Here is a 19,277-nt window from a genome sequence, read left to right as displayed (position 1 = left end):
GCACCGGCTCGGTCGCGGCACCGGAACCGTTGACTAGGCTCGCGGTCATGCGACGAGCACCCCGGCGGAAGGCCAGTGGTCGGTGGCGCGCCGCGGTGCTGTCGGTGGCCGCGGCGACCGTGACCATCGTCGGCGTCAGCTCGTGCGCGGTGGGCCCGGACCCCGGACCCGACGTGGTCACCGGCGGCGACGGTGCCGCCGAGGCGCCGACGTCGTCGTCGGCGCCTGCCGGACCGCCACCGATCCAGGCGCCCCGCAACGAACTGGACTGGACCGACTGCGCGCGGGAGTCCGCCGGACGGTGGGGCATCGATGCGCCGGGCGGTGTCTCCGTCGAGTGTGCGGAGCTGAGCGTCCCGGTCAACCCGTACCGCCCGACCGGCGACACCCTCACCGTCGCGCTCACCCGCGCACGCGTCGAGGCCACTCCCGCCGACGCGCCGCCGCTGGTGCTCACATCCGGGTCCGACGTGCCGTCCTCGCGGACGCTGATGATGCTGGCGACCAGTCCCGGCCGGTCCGTGCTGGCCCGGCATCCGGTGGTCGCGGTCGACCGACGTGGCAGCGCGGCGAGCAGCGAGATCGACTGCATGACGCGGTTCGAGCGCGCCGCGATGCTCAGCAACGGGTTGGCCGAGGGGCCGGCGTCGCAGGAGCAGCGGGTCGACCGTCTGGCACGTGCCGCGTCGTCGGCGTCCGACGGCTGCACCGAGACGCTCGACCCGCACCAGCTCGACTTCGGCGAGGCGTTCGCCGCTGCCGACATCGAGGCGCTGCGCATCGCCTGGGGCGTCGACCAGCTCGCGCTCGTCGGCGTGGGCGAAGGGTCCGACGTGGTTCTCGCCTACGCCGGCAACTTCTCCGGTCGCGCCGGACGGATCATCCTCGACACCCCCACTCCGTTCGGCGCCAACGCCCGCGACCGTGCCGCGTTGCGCGCCACCGGCGTCCAGGCAGCGCTGCGGACTTTCGCCCAGCGCTGCAACGCGACCGGGTCGTGTCCGCTCGGTGCCGACGGCACCGCCCGGATCGCCGGCGTCCTCGCCAAGGGGCGCGCCGGTGATCTCGGCGGACTCTCGGACACCGAGGCCCTGTCCGCGATCACCACGTCGCTGGCCCTGGCCACCGACCGGCCGGAATCGGTAACCGAACTGGCGGCAGCCATCGCCGCCGCCGACCGCGGCGACGTCGGGGCACTCACTCGGCTCGCCGACCGGGCCGCGACGCTCCGCATCACCGACGGCCAACTGGTGTCGCGCTGCAACGACGTCAGCGGTCCGGTCGGCCAGAACGAGATCCCCGGCCTGATCGACTCGTGGTCCCGACAGAACCCGTTGACCGGCGCGGACAGCGCCCTGTCGCTCATGCGATGCAACGCCTGGGCGTCGTCGACGCCGGTGAATCCGCCCAGCGCGCTCCCGGTGGATCCGTTGCTGCTCGACGGTGCCAACGACCCGATCAACGGGGGTGGCGGCGCCGAGGCGCTCGGCGGTCTGTTCATCAAGGCAGGCACCACGCCGACGCGGGTGACCTGGAACGGGCTCGGCTATTCGGTCCTGGCGCGCAGTGCCTGCGCGGCCGAGATCGTCGCGCAGTATCTGGGCGACGAGCCGCTCGGCGAACCGACCGACCGCGGCTGCCCCAGCTGAGCGTCGGCAAAGCCTGCGGAAACGTCGCACGGCATGCGGATCCGGCACCCCGCACGTAGTACGGTTCGCGAGTGGCGATTCTCGACAGGTACCTCCATCCGCAGATGACCTTTGAGCGGATCATCCCGATGGTGCTGTGGCCGATCTCCATCATGATGATCTTCCAGCGGTCGGTCATCCTTGCCGTCAACGGCGACCGGACCGACGACTTCCGGCCCGTGTACCAGGCCGCGTTGCAGTTCCTCAACGGTCAGCCGGTCTATGCCGAGAATCTCGACACCGTCGATCCGCACTACCTGTACCCCCCGTCCGGGACTCTGCTCATGGCACCGATGGCCGTGATCGACCCGGAACGGTCGCGGTGGATCTTCATCGTGCTCAGCGTTGTCGCGTTGGTCGCGTCGGCCTTCCTGCTGGCCAAGCTGTTCGGGTTCTCCGCGCGTTCGTGGGTGGTCCCGGTGATCCTGTTCTTCTTCTTCAGCACCGAGACGGTCTCGCACACCCTGATCTTCACCAACTTCAACTCGTTCGTGCTGCTCGGGATGCTCGCCTTCATGCTGTTGATGATGCGCCGCCGAGACCTGTGGGCCGGGGTTCCGATCGGCCTGGTCGTCGCGGTCAAGCCGGTGCTGATCCCGCTGCTTCTGCTGCCGCTGCTCAATCGGCAGTGGCGGGTACTGATCACCGCGATCGGTATCCCACTGATTCTCAACATCGTCGCGTGGCCGCTGATCGCCGATCCCGGATCGTTCGTGACGCGGACCGTGCCGTATCTCGGCGAGGCGCGCGACTACTACAACAGTTCGATCGCGGGCAACGGCGCCTACTTCGGCGTCGCCGACTGGCTGGTGCTGCTTCTGCGGATCGCGTTCGTGGCGATGGCGATCTTCGGACTCTGGTTCCTGTACCGCTACTACCGGCGGACCGACGAACTGCTGTGGCTCGCCACGTCGAGCGGCATCCTGCTCGCCACCCAGTTCCTCGTGGGTGCGCTCGGCCAGGGCTACTACTCGATGCTGCTGTTCCCGCTGTTGATGACCGTGTTCCTCCCTGGCTCCACGATGCGCAACTGGCCGGCCTGGCTCGGCGTCTACGGGTGCATGACCTTCGACGCGTACTACTCCGAGGAATGGATCGCGTTCGGCCGGATGCTGGAGTACAACAAGGTGACCTGGGGCTGGTCGCTGCTGATGATCGCAATGTTCTGCTCCCTGCTGTTCCGCTACCTGGACATGCGCCGCGACGGTGTCACGTCGCTCTCCGGCGACGCCGGCGGTGGGGCTGCCGATCCGGCGCTGACCGACCGTTCGCGCGACGGTGGCGACGGTGGCGACGGTGTCGATGCAGTGGCTACCGTGGAGAAATGAGTCCGAACACTCCCGCCGAATCCGAGTCCACCGACGCCCGGTCGATCAGCGACGACCAATGGCGTGAACGGCTGACACCGGCGGAATACCGGGTGCTGCGGCAGGCCGGCACCGAGGCCCCCTTCACCGGCGAGTACACCGACACCACGACCATCGGTGTCTACCGCTGCCGTGCGTGCGACGCCGAACTGTTCCGCAGCGAGCAGAAGTTCGAATCGCACTGCGGGTGGCCGTCGTTCTTCTCCCCGCTCGCCGGCGACGCGATCATCGAACGCGCCGACAACTCGCTGGGGATGCGCCGCGTGGAGGTACTGTGCGCCAACTGCGGCAGTCACCTCGGTCACGTCTTCGAGGGTGAGGGCTACGACACTCCCACCGATCTGCGGTACTGCATCAACTCGATCAGCCTGAAGTTGGAGCCCGCGACCCCCGACCGCTGAACGAGTAGCGGAGCACCCCGACCGCTGATCGAGTAGCCGGGCACCTCAACCGCTGATCGAGTAGCCGGCACGCCATCCGCTGATCGAGTAGCCGGCGAGCGACAGCGAGTCGGCGTATCGAGATCACCCGCACCAGGTTTCGATACGCGCCGGGCTCGCACGCTCGCACGCCGCTACTCAACCAGCAAAGCAGACACCCTCGACACCCCCCCCAACCGCTGATCGAGTAGCCAGCGAGCGACAGCGAGTCGGCGTATCGAGATCCCCCACACCAGGTTTCGATACGCGCCGGGCTCGCAAGCTCGCACGCCGCTACTCAACCAACGACGGGTACGCACGCCCCAACCGCTGATCGAGTAGCCAGCGAGCGACAGCGAGTCGGCGTATCGAGATCCCCCACACCAGGTTTCGATACGCGCCGGACTCGCAAGCTCGCACGCCGCTACTCAACCAGCGAGGGGTACGCGCGAGTCCCATCCGCCGATCGAGTAGCCGGCGAGCGACAGCGAGTCGGCGTATCGAGATCACCCACACCAGGTTTCGATACGCGCCGGGCTCGCAAGCTCGCACGCCGCTACTCAACCAACGGGGGGTACGCACGCGACCACTCAACCCAGCGAGGGGTACGCACGCGGCCACTCAACCGGGGTACGCACGCCGCTTCTCAACCGGCGCAGGCGTCAGGGCAGCGAATCGATCAGCGCGGTCGGTTCCACCCGCGGGCCGGTGAAGAACGGGGTCTCCTCGCGCACGTGCAGCCGCGCCTCGGTGGCACGCAGGTCACGCATCAGGTCGACGATGCGGTGCAGTTCGGGGGCCTCGAACGCGAGCAGCCACTCGTAGTCGCCGAGCGCGAACGACGACACCGTGTTGGCACGGACGTCCTTGTAGGCGCGCGCGGCCTTGCCGTGGTCGGCGAGCATCTTGCGGCGTTCCTCGTCGGGCAGCAGGTACCACTCGTAGGACCGCACGAACGGGTACACGCAGATGTAGTTGCCCGGTTCCTCCCCCGCCAGGAACGCCGGGATGTGGCTCTTGTTGAACTCCGCCGGACGATGCAGCGCCACGTTGCTCCACACGGCGTCGCTGGCGCGCCCGAGAACCGTCTCCCGACGGAACCTCGCGTAGGCGGCCTGCAGCTGCTCGAGTTCTTCGGCGTGCCACCAGATCATGTAGTCCGCGTCCGCGCGCAGACCGGAGACGTCGTAGACGCCGCGGACCACCACACCGGAGTCCTCGAGCGACTTGAAGAAGTCCGTGGCGTCGGCCTTGGCCTGGTCACGGTCGGTGCCGAGTTCGCCGGGGCGGACCGCGAACACCGAGAACATCAGGTAGCGGATGGTGGCGTTGAGTTCTGCGTAGTCCAATCGGCTCATGGGTTCATGGTGCCACCGCGACCGTGCGAACGATCAGTCAGGTCAGGTCGGTCAGACCAGATCACCGAGCAGTGCCGACACCGCCCGCCCGGCCTGCCCGATGCAGGCGGGCACCCCGACACCGGCGTAGGCCGAGCCGGCGAGCACCAGGCCGGCAGGTCGCGCCGCCTCGACGGCGGCCATCGACGCCAGATGACCGGGGGCATAGACAGGTAGACCGTTGGTCCACCGCTGGACGTAGGTGGCGCGCACTCTCCCCGACGGCGCCCCGACCCCGGCTGCGGCGCACACGGCGTCGAGATCCTCCAGCGCCTCGGCGCGGATTCTGTCGTCGACGCCCTCCTCGATGCAGTCGTCGGGGATCGGCGCCCGATACCGGCCGAAGGACGCGCGCACGGACACCGGACCGTCGTCGGCGAGATGGGCCCACTTCCGGGAGCTGAAGGTGAAGGCCTTGGCCCGCAACGTGTCCCCAGTCGCCACGAGGACCCCGGAATGGTCCGGCAACTCCGTGCCGGGCTCCAGCGCGATCGACACCATCAGCGACGATGCGCGCGGTACGGCCTGCAGAGGCGCCGCCATCGCCGGCGCTGTCCGGCGCAGGAGGTGACCGGCCTGCCAGGCCGGCACGGCGAGCACCACACCGTCATAGTGGACGTGGCGGTCGCGTTCGACCTCCAGACTCCAGCCACCGTTCTCCGGGGCCAGTTCGCGGATGTGGCGACACATCTGCGGTTGGACACCGGCTGCCTCGGTCAGTGCGTCGAGCAGCACCGCATACCCACCCACCAGCGTGCCGAACACCGGACCGGCACCGGTGGCCTTGGCCGTGAGATCCGCCACCGCGGCCGTCAGGTTGGCCGCACCCTGATCGAGCGCCGCCGACAACGCCGGAAGGGCTTCGCGCACGCCGATGTCGGCGGCCAGACTCGAATAGACCCCGCCCAGCATCGGGTCGACGCTGCGCGCCACCACCGATGGTCCGAACCGGTCGGCCACCAGCTCGCCGACCGACGGGTCGTCGCCGGCCCGCCACGACAGTGGCCGCGTCGACTCCTGCGCCATTCGCTCCAGGTCCGCGGGCTCCACCAGGTCGGACACGGCTTCCGGGGTGGCCGGGATGCCCATCAATGCGGGTGTCGGCAGCCGATGAAGGCGACCGTTCGACCACACCGCCGGGCGCCGCGAGGTCGGCGAGACGACCCGGTCGGCCAGGCCGAGTTCCCGGATCAGTTCGAGTGCCTCCGGCCGGCGCACGATGAACGCTTCGGCGCCCACGTCGACCATCCGCCCGCCGACGTCGACGGTGTGCAGGACGCCGCCCACGCGGGGTCCGGCCTCGTAGACATCGATGTCGGCGTCGTCGCCCAGCGCACGACGCAGTCGATAGGCGGCCGTCAGACCGGAGATGCCACCGCCGACGACCGCGATGCGCCGAGCCGGCATCAGAGGCTGTGGATCAGCTCGACCGCTCGGGTGAGCACTTCGGGGTCGGTGCCCGGCAGGACGCCGTGACCGAGGTTCATGATGTGTCCGGTCGCGCCGGCGCGCACCGCACGGTCACCATCGGCGACGACGCGCCGGACCTCACGCTCGACCACCTCGGGTCCGGCGAACAGCAGGGTCGGATCGAGATTGCCCTGGACCGCCTTGCCCGGGCCGACTCGACGGACCGCCTCGTGCAGCGGGACGCGCCAGTCGACACCGATCACGTCGGCGCCCGCATCGGCCATCGCGCCGAGCAGTTCGCCCGTGCCGACGCCGAAGTGGATGCGCGGGACGTCGTGGTCGGCGATCTCGGCGAACACGCGGGCGCTGTGCGGGGCGACGAATGTCTGATAGTCGGCGAGCGACAGCATGCCCGCCCAGGAGTCGAACAGCTGCACCGCGTCCACCCCGGCCTCGAGCTGGACCCGCAAGAAGGTGATGGTGATGTCGGCGAGACGCCCCATCAGCGCATGCCACGTGTCGGGGTCGCCGTACATCAGCGCTTTCGTGCGCTCGTAGTGCCGGCTCGGGCCGCCCTCGATCAGATAGGACGCCAGGGTGAACGGCGCACCCGCGAACCCGATGAGCGCGGTCCGGTCCGGCAGTTCGTCCAGCAGCAGACCGATCGCGTTTGCGATCGCACCCACCGAATGGTCATCGAGGCGAGGCAGATTCGCGACGTCGCCGGCCGTACGCACGGGATCGGCGATCACCGGCCCGGTGCCGGCCACGATGTCGAGGTCGATGCCTGCCGCCTTCAGCGGAACCACGATGTCGGAGAACAGGATGGCGGCGTCGACGTCGTGACGTCGGACCGGCTGCATCGTGATCTCACAGACCAGCTCCGGGTCGAAGCACGACTCGAGCATGCCGTGGTCGGCGCGAATGGCTCGGTACTCGGGCAACGACCGGCCGGCCTGTCGCATGAACCACACCGGGCGCCTCTCGGGGCGGCCGCCGGTGGCCGCGGCGACGAGCGGGAACGGGTGCGCACGGCGCGCGCGGGATCGCATCATCTCGGACATCACCCCTACTCTGCCACGTCTCGGCGCGCCTCCGACCACGGTGGGGTGGCCGGACCTACCGTCGAACCGTGTCCTCTCCTGGAGCTCCGACAGAGCCTGCTGACTTCCGCGCCGCGGTGTCGTCATTGCATGCCGCGCGGATCCGGCCGGAGATCGAGGTCGGGCCCATCCGTCCGCCGCAGCGTCTGGCCCCCTACAGCTATGCCGTCGGCGCCGAGGTCCGCAGCGGCGACGACGCGGATGATGTCCCGGTCGACTCCGCCGGCAGTTCCTTCGGCAGGCTGATCCTGCTGTACGACCCGGCCGGCCAGGACGCCTGGAACGGCACGATGCGCCTGGTGGCGTACGTGCAGGCCGAGGTGGAGGCGGCGCTGGCGATGGACCCGCTGCTGCCCGAGGTGGCCTGGAGTTGGCTGGCGGATGCGCTCGGGGTCCCCGCGGGCGAGACCTCGGGTACGTCGCCGGCGAGCGGAGTGATGGTGAAGGCCCTGGGCGGCACCGTCACCTCGACGACGTCCGTGCGTTACGGCGACATCGCCGGCCCTCCGCGCGCCCACCAACTCGAACTGCGGGCGTCGTGGACGGCCGACGGACTCGACCTGGCCGGTCATCTCGAGGCATTCTGCGAGGTGTTGTCGTCGGCGGCCGGCCTGCCGCCGGCGGGTGTCACCGATCTGGGTTCGGCCTGAGCCGGCGGCGGGTGTCGGATGAGTGACGGTGACGGTGACGACCGGTCCACCGGACCGCAACCGGACCCGGCGCCCCAGGAGGAGCCGACCACACCGCTACTGGCACCGGCCGGAGGCGTGCCGCCGGTGCTGGTCACCGCGGCCGAGTTCGCCGCCGCTGCCGAAGCGATCGCCGCCGCCGACGGGCCGATCGCGGTCGACACCGAACGCGCGTCGGGATACCGCTATTCGCAACGCGCCTACCTCATCCAGATACGGCGTGCCGGCGCCGGCACGTTTCTGCTCGACCCCGTCGAGGACCCCGCCGGTCTCGCGCCGGTCATCGCCGCCCTCGACGGACCCGAGTGGGTGCTCCATGCGGCCGACCAGGATCTGCCCTGTCTACGCGAAGTCGGCTTCGTCTGCCGCGAGCTCTACGACACCGAACTGGCCGGCAGACTACTCGGTCTGAATCGGGTGAATCTCGCCGCGATGGTCGCGCAGTTCCTCGGCCTCGGACTGGTCAAGGGTCATGGGGCCGCCGACTGGTCGCGCCGCCCGCTGCCCGCGGACTGGCTCAACTACGCGGCGCTCGACGTGGAAGTGCTCATCGAACTCCGCGATGCGATGGACGCGGCACTCGTCGAGGCCGGGAAGGATCGGTGGGCCCGCGAGGAGTTCCAGTTCGTGCTGGACCGTCCGCCGCCACCACCGCGGCCGGACCGGTGGCGCAAGACGTCGAACATCCACACGATCAAGAACACCCGCACGCTCGCGGCGGTCCGCGAACTCTGGACCGCCCGTGAGGAAGTCGCGCAGCGCCGCGACGTGGCGCCGGGCCGGGTGCTGCCGGATTCGGCGATCGTCACGGCGGCCACCGCGAATCCGGCCACGCATGCCGAACTGACCCGGCTGCCGGTGTTCGGCGGCCCACGGCAACGGCGTCAGGCCCGGATCTGGCTGGGTGCGCTCGAGCGGGCCCGCGACCTGTCCGATGCCGAGTTGCCCCCACGCAAGTCGCCGACGATCGGTCTGCCGCCGATCAACCGGTGGGATCAGCGCAACCCGGAGGCGGCCGCGCGCGCGGCGCGGGTGCGGCCGGTGATCAAAGAGATCGCCGAGGCCAATGCGCTGCCGGTGGAGAATCTGCTCGCCCCGGACGTCGTCCGTCAATTGTGCTGGGAGGGTGTCGATCTCCCCGCCTCCCCCGAGGCCGTCGACGCCCGACTGGCCGCCGAGGGAGCGCGACCGTGGCAGCGCGACCTGACCGTCGACGCCCTCGCCGCCGCGCTCAACGAAGTCGAGACCGGCTGAGCCGGTACGCGGAGGCCGAGCCGGTCAGTTGTCGCCGTCGGGTGCGCTCGACAGGTCCGGACTCGAGAGGTCTGCGGTGTCGTCGGGGTCGGTCGCCGAGTGCATCTCCGCCACCGTGGCGGTGATGCTGCGGGCGAGATCCTGTGCGGTGAGCCCGAATCCGGTCAGGATCTGCCCCCGGGAGGCGTGGGCGACGAACTCCTGCGGGATTCCGCGGTGCTGCACCGGCACGGTCACCCCGGCCTCGGAGAGCGCCGCGCTGACCGCGGATCCGACGCCGCCGCGTACCCCGCTGTCCTCCAACGTGACCACCAGTCGATGCCGGGCCGCCAGCGTCGCGATCGACTCGGGCACGGGCAGCACCCACCGCGGGTCCACCACGGTCGTGTCGATGCCCTGACGACCCAGGCGTTCGGCGGTGTCGACCGCCAGTCCACAGAAGGCACCGACACCGACGATCAGCACGTCACCCGCCGCGGCACCGACCCCAGGGGCGGCGCGGTGCAGCACGTCGACACCGTCGTCGAGCCGCTCGACTGCCCGGATGTCCTCGGGCACTGCGCCTTTCGAGAAACGAACCGCAGTAGGGCCGTCGTTGACGCCGAGGGCCTCGTCGAACTCCTCCCTCAGGCGGACGGCGTCGCGGGGTGCGGCGACCCGGAGTCCGGGCACCAGCGACATCAGCGACAGATCCCACATGCCGTGGTGGCTGGGGCCGTCTGGTCCGGTGATGCCGGAACGGTCCAGCACGAGGGTCACCGGCAGCTTCAGCAGGGCCACGTCCATCAGCAGCTGATCGAACGCGCGGTTGAGGAACGTCGAGTAGATCGCGACGACCGGGTGCAGGCCGCCGAGTGCGAGACCCGCCGCGGACGTCACCGCATGCTGCTCGGCGATGCCGACATCGAACATACGGTCCGGGAATTTCTCCCCGAACGGGGCCAACCCGGTCGGGCCGGGCATGGCCGCGGTGATCGCGACGATGTCGTCGCGACGCGAACCCGCTTCGACGATCGCCGCCGAGAACACCGACGTCCAATCCTGCGGCGCGACGCTGGTGGCGCGACCGGTGCGCGGGTCGATGACACCCGTGGAGTGCATCTGGTCGGCCTCGTGATTCTCCGCCGGCGCATACCCCATGCCCTTGCGGGTGACCGTGTGCACGATCACTGGTCCTCCGAAAGCCTTGGCGCGCCGGAGTTCCGACTCCAACGCGCCGACGTCGTGGCCGTCCACCGGACCCACGTACTTCAGGCCGAGATCGGTGAACATCGCCTGCGGTGCGATGAGGTCCTTGAGTCCGCTCTTCATGCCGTGCAGCACCGCGTAGGCCGGCTGGCCGACGACCGGGAGTTGCTTGACGGCGCGCCGACTCTCGTCCAGGAACCGCTCGTAGCCCGGCTGCAGTCGCAACAGCGACAGGTGACGGGCCAGACCGCCGATGGTCGGCGCGTACGAACGGCCGTTGTCGTTGACCACGATGACGACCTGCCGGTCGCCGGCCGCGATGTTGTTCAGCGCCTCCCAGCACATACCGCCGGTGAGGGCACCGTCGCCGACCACCGCGACGACCGTGCGGTCGTCCTGTCCGGTCAGCTCGAAGGATTTGGCGAGCCCGTCGGCATACGACAGCGCCGCCGAGGCATGCGACGACTCCACCCAGTCGTGTTCGCTCTCCGCACGTTCCTGGTAGCCGGTGAGACCGCCCTGCTTACGTAGGTCGTCGAAGCCGGCACGCCGACCGGTGACGATCTTGTGCACGTAGCTCTGGTGGCCGGTGTCGAAGATCACCGGGTCCCGCGGCGACTCGAACACCCGGTGCAGGGCGAGGGTCAACTCGACCACACCGAGGTTGGGTCCGAGGTGTCCACCCGTCGCCGACACCTTGTCGATGAGGAATTCGCGGATCTCGGTGGCCAGCGCCTCCATCTCCTCGGACGACAGCGCAGCCAGGTCGGCCGGCGAACCGATCCTCTCGAGCACGCCCATCAAGTCCTCCATCACTGTCGTCGAATCCGGATCGGCGGCACGCCGGGCTGATGGCGTGCGATCCGCATCGGGCCCCCGGCCGCGATCGGTGTTTCCCGACAGTCTACGGACCGACGGAAGCCGACCACCCCGACGACCACGGCGCCCCGCGTCGAGTTGGTCACACGCCGCGTGTCACATTCCCCGTCGAGCCGGCACGAGGCAGGCGATCGCCTCGACGTGGTGGGTGAGCGGGAACGCGTCGAACGCCCGGATCTCACGTACCCGGTAGCCACGGTCGACGAACATCGACAGGTCGCGCGCGAATCGGCCGATGTCACAACCCACGTGGACGATCACGCCCGGGTCGGCGTCGGCCACGGCGTCGATGACCGTGGCGCCGGCACCGGTGCGCGGCGGGTCGAGCACCACGACGTCGGGCGACGGCAGCCGGGCGGCCGCGGCCGCGACCTCGCCGCGATGCAACTCGACCGGGTCGTCGGCAAGGGTGTCAGCGGCCGCCGCCAGCGCCGAGGTGTCGGACTCGACGACGTGGACGACCTCGGGTCGCCCACCGCCGGCACCCGGATCGGGGGTGGCGTCGAGAAGGGCGGCGGCGAACACGCCTGCGCCGCCGTAGAGGTCCCAGGCGACACCGCCTGGCGAGCTGCCGGACGCGGCGATCATCTCCACCACGGCTCGCGCGTACTCGGTCGGCGCCGCGCGATGCGCCTGCCAGAACCCGGCGACCGGAATCTGCCAGGTCCGTTCCCCCACGCGGTGCGCGGCCGTCGCCTCGCCCTCGAGGACGCGCTCGGCCCGTGGCTGCTCGCGGCGTCGCCGCGCTGCCTGTGCCCGGCCCCGGGCGGCCCGACGCGACCCGGCACGAACGGGTTTCGGCGGCGAGAGCTCGGTGATGTGGCGTCGACCGTCCACGTCGGACATGACCACGAGGTCGCCGCCCGGGGTCAGGGCGAGGTCATCGAGACCGTCCAGCATGCCGGTCTCCGGCGCCACGCACTGGTGACCGGCGACGATGCCCGACCCGTGCGCGGCGTGCATGCCCGCGCGGCCGTCGGCGTCGATGCCGAGGCGTGTGCGCACCCGCCAGTGCGTGCCGTCGTCGCCGAGGCCGGTCACCACGCCCGGGTCGACGCCGAGGTCGTCGAGCTCGCCGCCGGCAAAGCCACCGATCCGTGTCAGCGCGTCACGCAGGATCTCCGCCTTGAGCTCCCGGGCGTGCGCGGGGTCGATGAAGCCCAGGTCGCAGCATCCCGCTCCGTGCCGCGCGGCGTCGCACGGCGATGCGACCCGATGTCGCGACGGTTCGACGATCTCGACGGCGTCCGCCCGGGCGAATCGGCTCTGACGGTCGTCGACGATCCGCGCCCGGACCAGCTCACCCGGGATGGCACCCCGCACGAAGACGACGCGCCCGTCGACACGCCCCACGGCCTCGCCGCCGTTGGCCGGACGGTCGGGCCGCAGCACCACCTCGTCGTGGTCGCCGCCGGACGCAGGCGTGCTCACCGCTCGTCCGGATCGCTTCCGAGTGCACGTCGAGTGTCACCGGGAGCCGTGTATTCGAAGTCTCGATTCTTGAGGCGATCCGAGGAATTGAGCTGCCAGGGCACCGATGTGACCATCACCCCCGGTTCGAACAGCAGGCGTGTCTTGAGCCGCAGCGCGGATTGATTGTGCAAGATCTGCTCCCACCAGTGCCCCACCACGTATTCGGGGATGAACACGGTGATGACGTCGCGCGGCGATTCGCGGCGCACCCGGCGCACATAGTCGATGACCGGACGGGTGATCTCGCGATACGGCGACGCGATCACCTTCAACGGCACCGAGACGTCGCTGGCCTCCCACTGCGACACCAGCTTGCGGGTGTCGCGGTCGTCGACGTTGACCGTGATCGCCTCCAGCACGTCGGGCCGGGTCGCGCGGGCGTACAGCACGGCTCGTCGGGTGGCGAGATGCAGGGTGGAGACCAGCACGATCGAATGGGTGCGGCTCGGCAGCACCGATTCCTCGTCGGCCCGTTCGAGTTCGCGCTGCACCGTCGAGTAGTGCAGGTGGATCAACTTCATCAGGATGAACAAGGCGACCATCGCGATGATCGCGATCCACGCACCTTCGCTGAACTTCGTGGCCAGCACCACCACGAGCACCGTGGCGGTCATCACCAGGCCGACACTGTTGATCGCCCGCGACTGCTGCATCCGCCGGCGAGCACTGGGATCGGTCTCGGTGCGCAGGTGCCGCGTCCAGTGCCGGACCATGCCCGTCTGGCTCAACGTGAACGACACGAACACGCCGACGATGTAGAGCTGGATCAGCGAGGTGACCTGGGCGCCGAAGGCGACGACGAAGGCGGCCGCGGCGAGCGCGAGGAACACGATGCCGTTGCTGAACGCGAGCCGGTCGCCGCGGGTGTGCAGCTGACGTGGGAGGTAGCGGTCCTGCGCGAGCACCGACCCGAGCACCGGGAATCCGTTGAACGCGGTGTTGGCCGCGAGGATCAGGATCAGCGCCGTCACCGTGGCGACGAAGTAGAACCCGGGAGTGAACGTGTCGAACACAGCATGTGCGAGCTGCGCGATCATCGACTTCTGCTGATAGCCGTCGGGTGCGCCGACGAGATCCTGCTCCGGGTTCTCCACGTACTTGGCGCCGATCTGCTGCGCCAACAGCACGATGCCCATCAGCATCGTGATCGAGAACGTCCCCAGCAGCAGCAGCGTGGTCGCGGCGTTGCGCGACTTCGGTTTCCGGAAGGCCGGGACGCCGTTGCTGATCGCCTCCACACCGGTCAACGCGGCACATCCCGACGAGAACGCACGCGCCACCAGGAACACGAACGCGATACCGGCCAGGTGGCTCTCCTCGGCGCGGATCTCGAAGTCCGCGGTCTCGGACTGCACGTCCTCGCCGAGCACGAAGATCTCGACGAATCCCCAGACCAACATGGTCACCACGCCGAAGATGAACGCGTAGGTGGGGATGGCGAGGACGGTTCCGGACTCCTTGATGCCGCGGAGATTGACCGCCGCCAGCAGCAGGATCACCCCGACGCTGAACAACACCTTGTGGTCGGAGACGAACGGAATCGCCGAGCCGACGTTCTCCGCCGCCGACGCGATCGACACGGCGACGGTCAGCACATAATCGACGAGCAGGGCGCTGCCGACGGTGAGCCCGGCGTTGGGCCCGAGATTCACCGTCGCCACCTCGTAGTCGCCGCCCCCGGACGGGTAGGCGTGCACATTCTGCCGATAGCTGGCGACCACCACGATCATGACGACGCAGACCGCCACCGCCACCCACGGCGTGAACACCAGCCCGCTCAGGCCGGCGATCGACAGGACCAGGAAGATCTCCTGCGGTGCGTAGGCCACCGACGACATCGCATCGGACGCGAAGACCGGCAGGGCGATGCGCTTGGGCAACAACGTGTGGCCCAGTCGGTCACTGCGGAACGGGCGGCCGAGCAGAATCCGTTTGGTCGCTACGGACACCTTGGACACGGTGGACACCAGGCAACACTAGAGCGTGTAGTAGACATTGACCACAAGGGGCGACGGCAAGTCCCGGTGCCACGCACCGACCTCGTTCGTCGGTCCGGTAGCGGCCTCGACGGCGGCGCGCGGCGGTGTGTACGGTCACCGCCCGGCGGGACCGCCTCCGGGGTAGGTTCGATGCGTCCGATGCCTCCGCAGCGGCCGCCGCCGGTCTCCACCGGCACGTGTGCCGGGAGCGATCACGGCGGTATCGGCAACAGGCGGAAGGGTGCAGGTGCAGGTAGTCATCATGGGGTGCGGCCGGGTCGGGTCGTCGTTGGCCATGGCGATGCAGAAGCGCGGACACGACGTCGCGGTGATCGACCGGGACGAGTCGTCGTTCATCCGGCTCAACCCCCAGTTCCGCGGCACCACCGTCGTGGGGGTCGGGTTCGACCGGGATGTGCTGACCCGCGCGGGGATCGAGCGGGCGGACGCGTTCGCGGCGGTCTCCTCCGGCGACAACTCGAACATCATCGCCGCGCGGGTCGCCCGTGAGACGTTCGGGGTGGACCGCGTCGTCGCCCGGATCTACGACGCCAAGCGAGCGGAGGTCTACGAACGCCTCGGCATCCCCACCGTCGCCACGGTCCCCTGGACGACCGAGCGCTTCGTCTCCGCCCTCGGCGAGACATCGACGACCATCGAATGGCGCGATCCGTCGGGCACCTTGGTGATCGCCGAACTCGAGGTCGACGAATCGTGGATCGGGGTGAAGGTGACCAAGTTCCAGGAAGAGACCGGTGGCCGTGTCGCCTTCTTGAACCGTCTCGGCAAGCCGATCCTGCCGGACCCGAAAACGGTTGTGCAGCAGGACGACCTCATCTACGCGGCAGTGCCGGTGGACCTGCTCGACGAGGCGCGTGCCACCGCCCGCACACCACGCACCACGTCCGAGTGAGCGAGGCAGGGAGAACACGATGAAGGTTGCCATCGCCGGCGCCGGGGCCGTCGGCCGCTCGATCGCACGCGAATTGATCGTCAATCACCACGAAGTGACCCTGTTCGAGCGCAACGTCGCGCACATCGACCCCGACGCGGTGGAGCATGCCGTCTGGGTGCAGGCCGACGCCTGCGAACTGAGCAATCTCGAGCGTGCCGACCTGCAGACCTTCGACGTGATGGTCGCGGCGACCGGCGACGACAAGGCGAACCTGGTGGTGAGTCTGCTCGCCAAGACGGAGTTCGCCGTGAACCGGGTCGTCGCGCGCGTCAACGATCCGCGCAACGAATGGCTGTTCGGCGAGGACTGGGGCGTCGACGTCGCGGTGTCGACACCGCGCATCCTGGCGTCGCTGGTCGAGGAAGCAGTGTCCGTCGGGGATCTGGTGCGCCTGATGACGTTCCGGCAGGGCCAGGCGAACCTCGTCGAGCTCACGTTGCCGCCCAACACCCCACTTGCGGGCAAACCCGTACGGCGCCTGACCCTCCCCCGTGACGCCGCGCTGGTCACGATCCTGCGTGGCGGACGGGTCATCGTCCCGCAGAGCGACGACCCGATCGAGGGTGGCGACGAACTGATCTTCATCGCGCCCGCAGAGGCCGAACCCGCGCTGCGTGAGGCGATGCAGATCGCTCATTGAAATCCGCATCGGCTGTCGGCGCCCGCGGAGCCGTCCGGACCAGCCGTCAGCGAGATCGGGGCGTCAGAGCCGGTCGGCGTGCGGCCCGGCCGACTCCACGTCACCGACGTCGACGGCCAGCCGGTCCTCTTCCTTGCTCGCCCGCCGGACGAGGAGCACGGTTGCCAGGACGGCGAGCGCGGTCAGCGGCCACCCCATGCCGATCCGGGCGACCGCGAGCCAGCCGGTGCTGCCGTGGTCGTACAACTCGGACTGGGTGAGATAGCGCGCGGCGAAGACCAGCGCCCAGAAGGCGGTGGCCAGGTCGTAGGCATGCAGCGTCCGGCGGTGCTTACGCCACCGGGTGCCGTCACCGCTGATCAGGTTCCAGATGACACCGACCAGGGGCCACCGCACGACTATCGAGGCCACAAACACGATTGCGTACACGAGCGTCGTCCAGATGCCGAACAGGAAGTAACCCTTCGCATCACCCACGCGGTGGGCGATGAAGACACAGATCGCGACGCCGATGAGCCCGGAGATGGCGGGGTTGAGCGGCTCCCGACGGACCAGCCGGACGACGAAGATGGCGACGGCTGCGACGAGCGCGGCGACGATCGCGGCGGTGAGACCCCACACGGAGTTGACCGGGACGAAAACCACGATCGGGATGGTCGAGTAGATCAGTCCGGTGGGACCGCCCATCTGCTCGAGCATCGATGGCGTGCCGCGCTCGGTGGTCGATTCCGCCGGAGCCGACGGTGTCGTCGCCGGGTCACGGTCGCCTGACGCGGTGTCGCTCCCGGCCGGCTCGTCCGGCGACGTCATTCGTCGTCGGGGCCCTGGAGTTCGTAATACGGGTTGTAGATGATCTTGGTGCCCTCGTGCTCGGCGAGGCGGCCACGCACGGTGACCTTGCGGCCCGGTTCGATACCCGGGATGCGGTTGCGTCCGAGCCATTTGAGAAGCACGGTGTCCGAGCCGTCGAAGAATTCGGCCTTGACCCCGACCTTGGCGGTGCGCGAACACGTCTCCACCGACCGCAGCTCGCCGTGCATGGTGACCTCGTCGCCGCGACAACACTCGGCGGCACGCTGGGCCCCGGTCGCCGCCGATTCCTCGGCGATCTCCACAGCATCCGCCTCGCCGAGATCCTCGGTCAACCGGCGGGTCAACCGCTTCAGATAGCCGGTGGTAGGCATGTGCACCCTCCTGGGTGACTCGTCTCTGGTCGAGACGCTCGGTGAGACATCGGGCGGGTTCGCCGCCCCTGCTTGCAGTCGCCAGCGTAATCCTGCCGCTGCTTCCCATACAACGTCGGGCATGATCATTGCATGCCCGGGCGGTATACGACGGACAGGCCTGTGCCGACGACCCTTGTCGCGATGCCCGGGACCGGCTCCGACGCCGATTACGTGCGTCGCGCGTTCGGTCCGGCGGCCACCGCACTCGGTGTGACATTGATCGCTCTCGACCCGCAGGCATCGCTGGTGGCGGGCCATCGTCGATGCCTCGACCAGATCGCGCAACGGTCGGGGCCGATCCTGGTCGGTGGCGTGTCCATCGGGGCCGCCGTCGCGGTTGCGTGGGCGCTGGAGAATGACTGCGCCGGTGTGTGGGCGGCCTTGCCCGCGTGGAGCGGGGACCCGGAGAACTCTCCCGCCGCATGGAGCGCGTCGACCACCGCGGCGGCACTCCGGACCGACGGGTTGGAGGCGACGCTCGCCTCGATGGAGGCCTCGAGCCCACCGTGGCTGGCCGCCGAGCTGGGCAGGTCGTGGCGGTCGCTGCATCCCGCTCTCGTCGATCAGCTGGGCGAGGCCGCCGTGTTCCGCGCGCCCGAGGTGACCGACATCGCGCGTCTGGCGGCGCCACTGGCGGTCACCGCGGCCACCGACGATCCCGTGCACCCGTATGAGGTCGGGCGGGCCTGGTCGGCCGCAGCGCCCCGTGCCGCACTGACGGAGGTCACCCTCGATGAGTGGGGAAATGACCCGTCGGCGCTCGGATTCGGTTGTGCGCGAGCCTGGCTGGCGATCCGCTGAGCGGACCGCCGATTCAGCCGCGCTGGTCGCGGCGGAAGCGTTGCATCGCCGAACCCGACGACCGCGGGGTCGGTTCCTGTTCGTCGTCGGCGGCCACGGTCGGTGGTGCTGATTCGGGTCCGGCCGTGTCGGGAGCACCGGCGGGACCCGAAGCACCGGCTCCGGCAGCCGGGTCGCCCTGGGCCGCACCCTGACCGTCCTGCATCTGCTGCTGCGCCGCCGCCACCTGTTCGGCCAGCACAGGTGGCAGGACCACCGGCAGTGGATCGCGCGGCGGGAAGGGGTCGCTGCCCCGACGGATCACCGACTCGGCGAGCACTGCCCGCGCCAGCCGGGCGAGTTCGTCGGCCCGGTCGTCGGGGCCGCTCGCGACGCACCGCACCATCCACCGCGGACCGTCGACCCCGAGGAAACGGTGCTCACCTCCGGGCACCACGGCGACAACCTCTCGGCCCCAGTGGCCGTCCTCGATCGAGACCGTGGCGCCTTCGTCCCGCAACGACTCGGCGAGTTCCCGGACCACCTCGCGCCACTGCCCCGGCGACTTCGGCGCGGCGAAGGCGGTCACGTTGATCCGGCCGTGCGGGGTGACCAGATACACGGCCTGCGGTTGATGGTCGGCCGACATCTCGACGGTCACCTGACCGCCCTCGACCACCGGGACCAGGACCGATCCGAGGTCGAGATGGGAGTTGCCGAGCTCCTCGGCGGGGGTCTCCAGCGCGTCGATGTCGTACGGGCCCTGCGCGGTTCCGATCCGCAACGGTTCGGTGGCCATCTCGTGTCTGCTCCTTGACATGTGTGCGGCG

At 69.6% G+C, this 19,277-nt stretch carries 17 protein-coding genes; 8 read left to right on the top strand and 9 right to left on the bottom strand.

Translation table 11 applies throughout. From position 1 onward, the window contains the following. The first annotated feature begins 47 nt into the window (after positions 1–47). The 3 genes from V1Y59_RS07350 to msrB all read left to right on the top strand — a co-directional run bounded on the left by V1Y59_RS07350 (position 48) and on the right by msrB (position 3,456). Positions 48–1,649 carry an alpha/beta hydrolase gene (locus tag V1Y59_RS07350; RefSeq protein WP_330504172.1) on the top strand — a complete coding sequence of 534 codons (1,602 nt, stop codon included), beginning with the start codon at positions 48–50 and terminating at the stop codon, positions 1,647–1,649. A gap of 71 nt (positions 1,650–1,720) precedes the next feature. Beyond that, positions 1,721–3,016, top strand: coding sequence for a glycosyltransferase family 87 protein (locus V1Y59_RS07345; protein WP_330504171.1), 1,296 nt, complete (start codon positions 1,721–1,723; stop codon positions 3,014–3,016). Continuing rightward, positions 3,013–3,456 (top strand): peptide-methionine (R)-S-oxide reductase MsrB, encoded by a 444-nt coding sequence (gene msrB, locus V1Y59_RS07340; RefSeq protein WP_330504170.1) that lies wholly within the window; start codon positions 3,013–3,015, stop codon positions 3,454–3,456. The genes V1Y59_RS07345 and msrB overlap by 4 nt, the downstream gene beginning before the upstream one ends. Positions 3,457–4,136: 680 nt before the next feature. Here msrB and hemQ read toward each other — a convergent pair. From hemQ to hemE, 3 genes are read right to left on the bottom strand one after another with little or no spacing between them, the layout of a single operon-like run. Further along, positions 4,137–4,832 (bottom strand): hydrogen peroxide-dependent heme synthase, encoded by a 696-nt coding sequence (gene hemQ, locus V1Y59_RS07335; protein ID WP_330504169.1) that lies wholly within the window; start codon positions 4,830–4,832, stop codon positions 4,137–4,139. Positions 4,833–4,883: 51 nt separating this feature from the next. After that, complete coding sequence (locus tag V1Y59_RS07330) at positions 4,884–6,278, bottom strand: protoporphyrinogen oxidase (RefSeq protein ID WP_330504168.1); 1,395 nt, start codon at positions 6,276–6,278, stop codon at positions 4,884–4,886. Then, positions 6,278–7,345, bottom strand: a complete 1,068-nt coding sequence (gene hemE, locus V1Y59_RS07325; protein WP_330504167.1) for a uroporphyrinogen decarboxylase — start codon at positions 7,343–7,345, stop codon at positions 6,278–6,280. Before hemE ends, V1Y59_RS07330 begins: the two co-directional genes overlap by 1 nt. A 68-nt stretch (positions 7,346–7,413) precedes the next feature. On the opposite strand from hemE, the gene V1Y59_RS07320 reads away from it, so the two are divergent. Next, positions 7,414–8,034, top strand: a complete 621-nt coding sequence (locus V1Y59_RS07320) for a DUF3000 domain-containing protein (RefSeq protein ID WP_330504166.1) — start codon at positions 7,414–7,416, stop codon at positions 8,032–8,034. Between the two features lie 18 nt (positions 8,035–8,052). Further along, a complete protein-coding gene (locus tag V1Y59_RS07315) occupies positions 8,053–9,327 on the top strand; it encodes a ribonuclease D (RefSeq protein WP_330504165.1) in 1,275 nt (424 codons plus the stop codon). 24 nt (positions 9,328–9,351) lie between these two features. On the opposite strand, the gene dxs is transcribed toward V1Y59_RS07315, so the two are convergent. From dxs to V1Y59_RS07300, 3 genes are all read right to left on the bottom strand, one after another. Then, positions 9,352–11,316, bottom strand: a complete 1,965-nt coding sequence (dxs, locus tag V1Y59_RS07310) for a 1-deoxy-D-xylulose-5-phosphate synthase (RefSeq protein WP_330504164.1) — start codon at positions 11,314–11,316, stop codon at positions 9,352–9,354. A gap of 174 nt (positions 11,317–11,490) precedes the next feature. Continuing rightward, complete coding sequence (locus tag V1Y59_RS07305; protein WP_330504163.1) at positions 11,491–12,825, bottom strand: class I SAM-dependent RNA methyltransferase; 1,335 nt, start codon at positions 12,823–12,825, stop codon at positions 11,491–11,493. Further along, positions 12,822–14,834, bottom strand: a complete 2,013-nt coding sequence (locus tag V1Y59_RS07300) for an APC family permease (RefSeq protein ID WP_330504162.1) — start codon at positions 14,832–14,834, stop codon at positions 12,822–12,824. The genes V1Y59_RS07305 and V1Y59_RS07300 overlap by 4 nt, the downstream gene beginning before the upstream one ends. Before the next feature lie 259 nt (positions 14,835–15,093). Here V1Y59_RS07300 and V1Y59_RS07295 point away from each other — a divergent pair, with 259 nt between their 5' ends. Both V1Y59_RS07295 and V1Y59_RS07290 read left to right on the top strand, forming a co-directional pair. After that, complete coding sequence (locus V1Y59_RS07295) at positions 15,094–15,759, top strand: potassium channel family protein (RefSeq protein WP_330504161.1); 666 nt, start codon at positions 15,094–15,096, stop codon at positions 15,757–15,759. Between the two features lie 19 nt (positions 15,760–15,778). Next, positions 15,779–16,441 carry a potassium channel family protein gene (locus V1Y59_RS07290; protein ID WP_330504160.1) on the top strand — a complete coding sequence of 221 codons (663 nt, stop codon included), beginning with the start codon at positions 15,779–15,781 and terminating at the stop codon, positions 16,439–16,441. A gap of 63 nt (positions 16,442–16,504) precedes the next feature. Here V1Y59_RS07290 and V1Y59_RS07285 read toward each other — a convergent pair whose 3' ends face one another. Beyond that, positions 16,505–17,251: a DUF3159 domain-containing protein gene (locus tag V1Y59_RS07285; RefSeq protein WP_431309122.1), complete on the bottom strand. Its 747-nt coding sequence runs from the start codon at positions 17,249–17,251 to the stop codon at positions 16,505–16,507. After that, positions 17,248–17,625 (bottom strand): OB-fold nucleic acid binding domain-containing protein, encoded by a 378-nt coding sequence (locus tag V1Y59_RS07280; protein ID WP_330432173.1) that lies wholly within the window; start codon positions 17,623–17,625, stop codon positions 17,248–17,250. The genes V1Y59_RS07285 and V1Y59_RS07280 overlap by 4 nt, the downstream gene beginning before the upstream one ends. Positions 17,626–17,808: 183 nt before the next feature. Between V1Y59_RS07280 and V1Y59_RS07275 the strand changes: the two genes are divergently transcribed. Continuing rightward, the gene (locus V1Y59_RS07275) at positions 17,809–18,468 is read left to right on the top strand and encodes an alpha/beta hydrolase (protein WP_330504159.1); all 660 of its coding nucleotides are present in this window, start codon (positions 17,809–17,811) and stop codon (positions 18,466–18,468) included. Between the two features lie 13 nt (positions 18,469–18,481). Here V1Y59_RS07275 and V1Y59_RS07270 read toward each other — a convergent pair whose 3' ends face one another. After that, entirely contained in the window at positions 18,482–19,246 is a 765-nt protein-coding gene (locus V1Y59_RS07270; protein WP_330504158.1) for a DUF3710 domain-containing protein, read from the bottom strand. Between the last annotated feature and the right edge of the window lie 31 nt (positions 19,247–19,277).

Origin of the sequence: Gordonia prachuapensis, from assembly GCF_036350515.1 — a bacterium.
Classification (GTDB): Bacteria; Actinomycetota; Actinomycetes; order Mycobacteriales; family Mycobacteriaceae; genus Gordonia; species Gordonia prachuapensis.
Note: the sequence above shows the minus strand (reverse complement) of the source record. Positions and strands in the feature narration are given on the sequence as shown.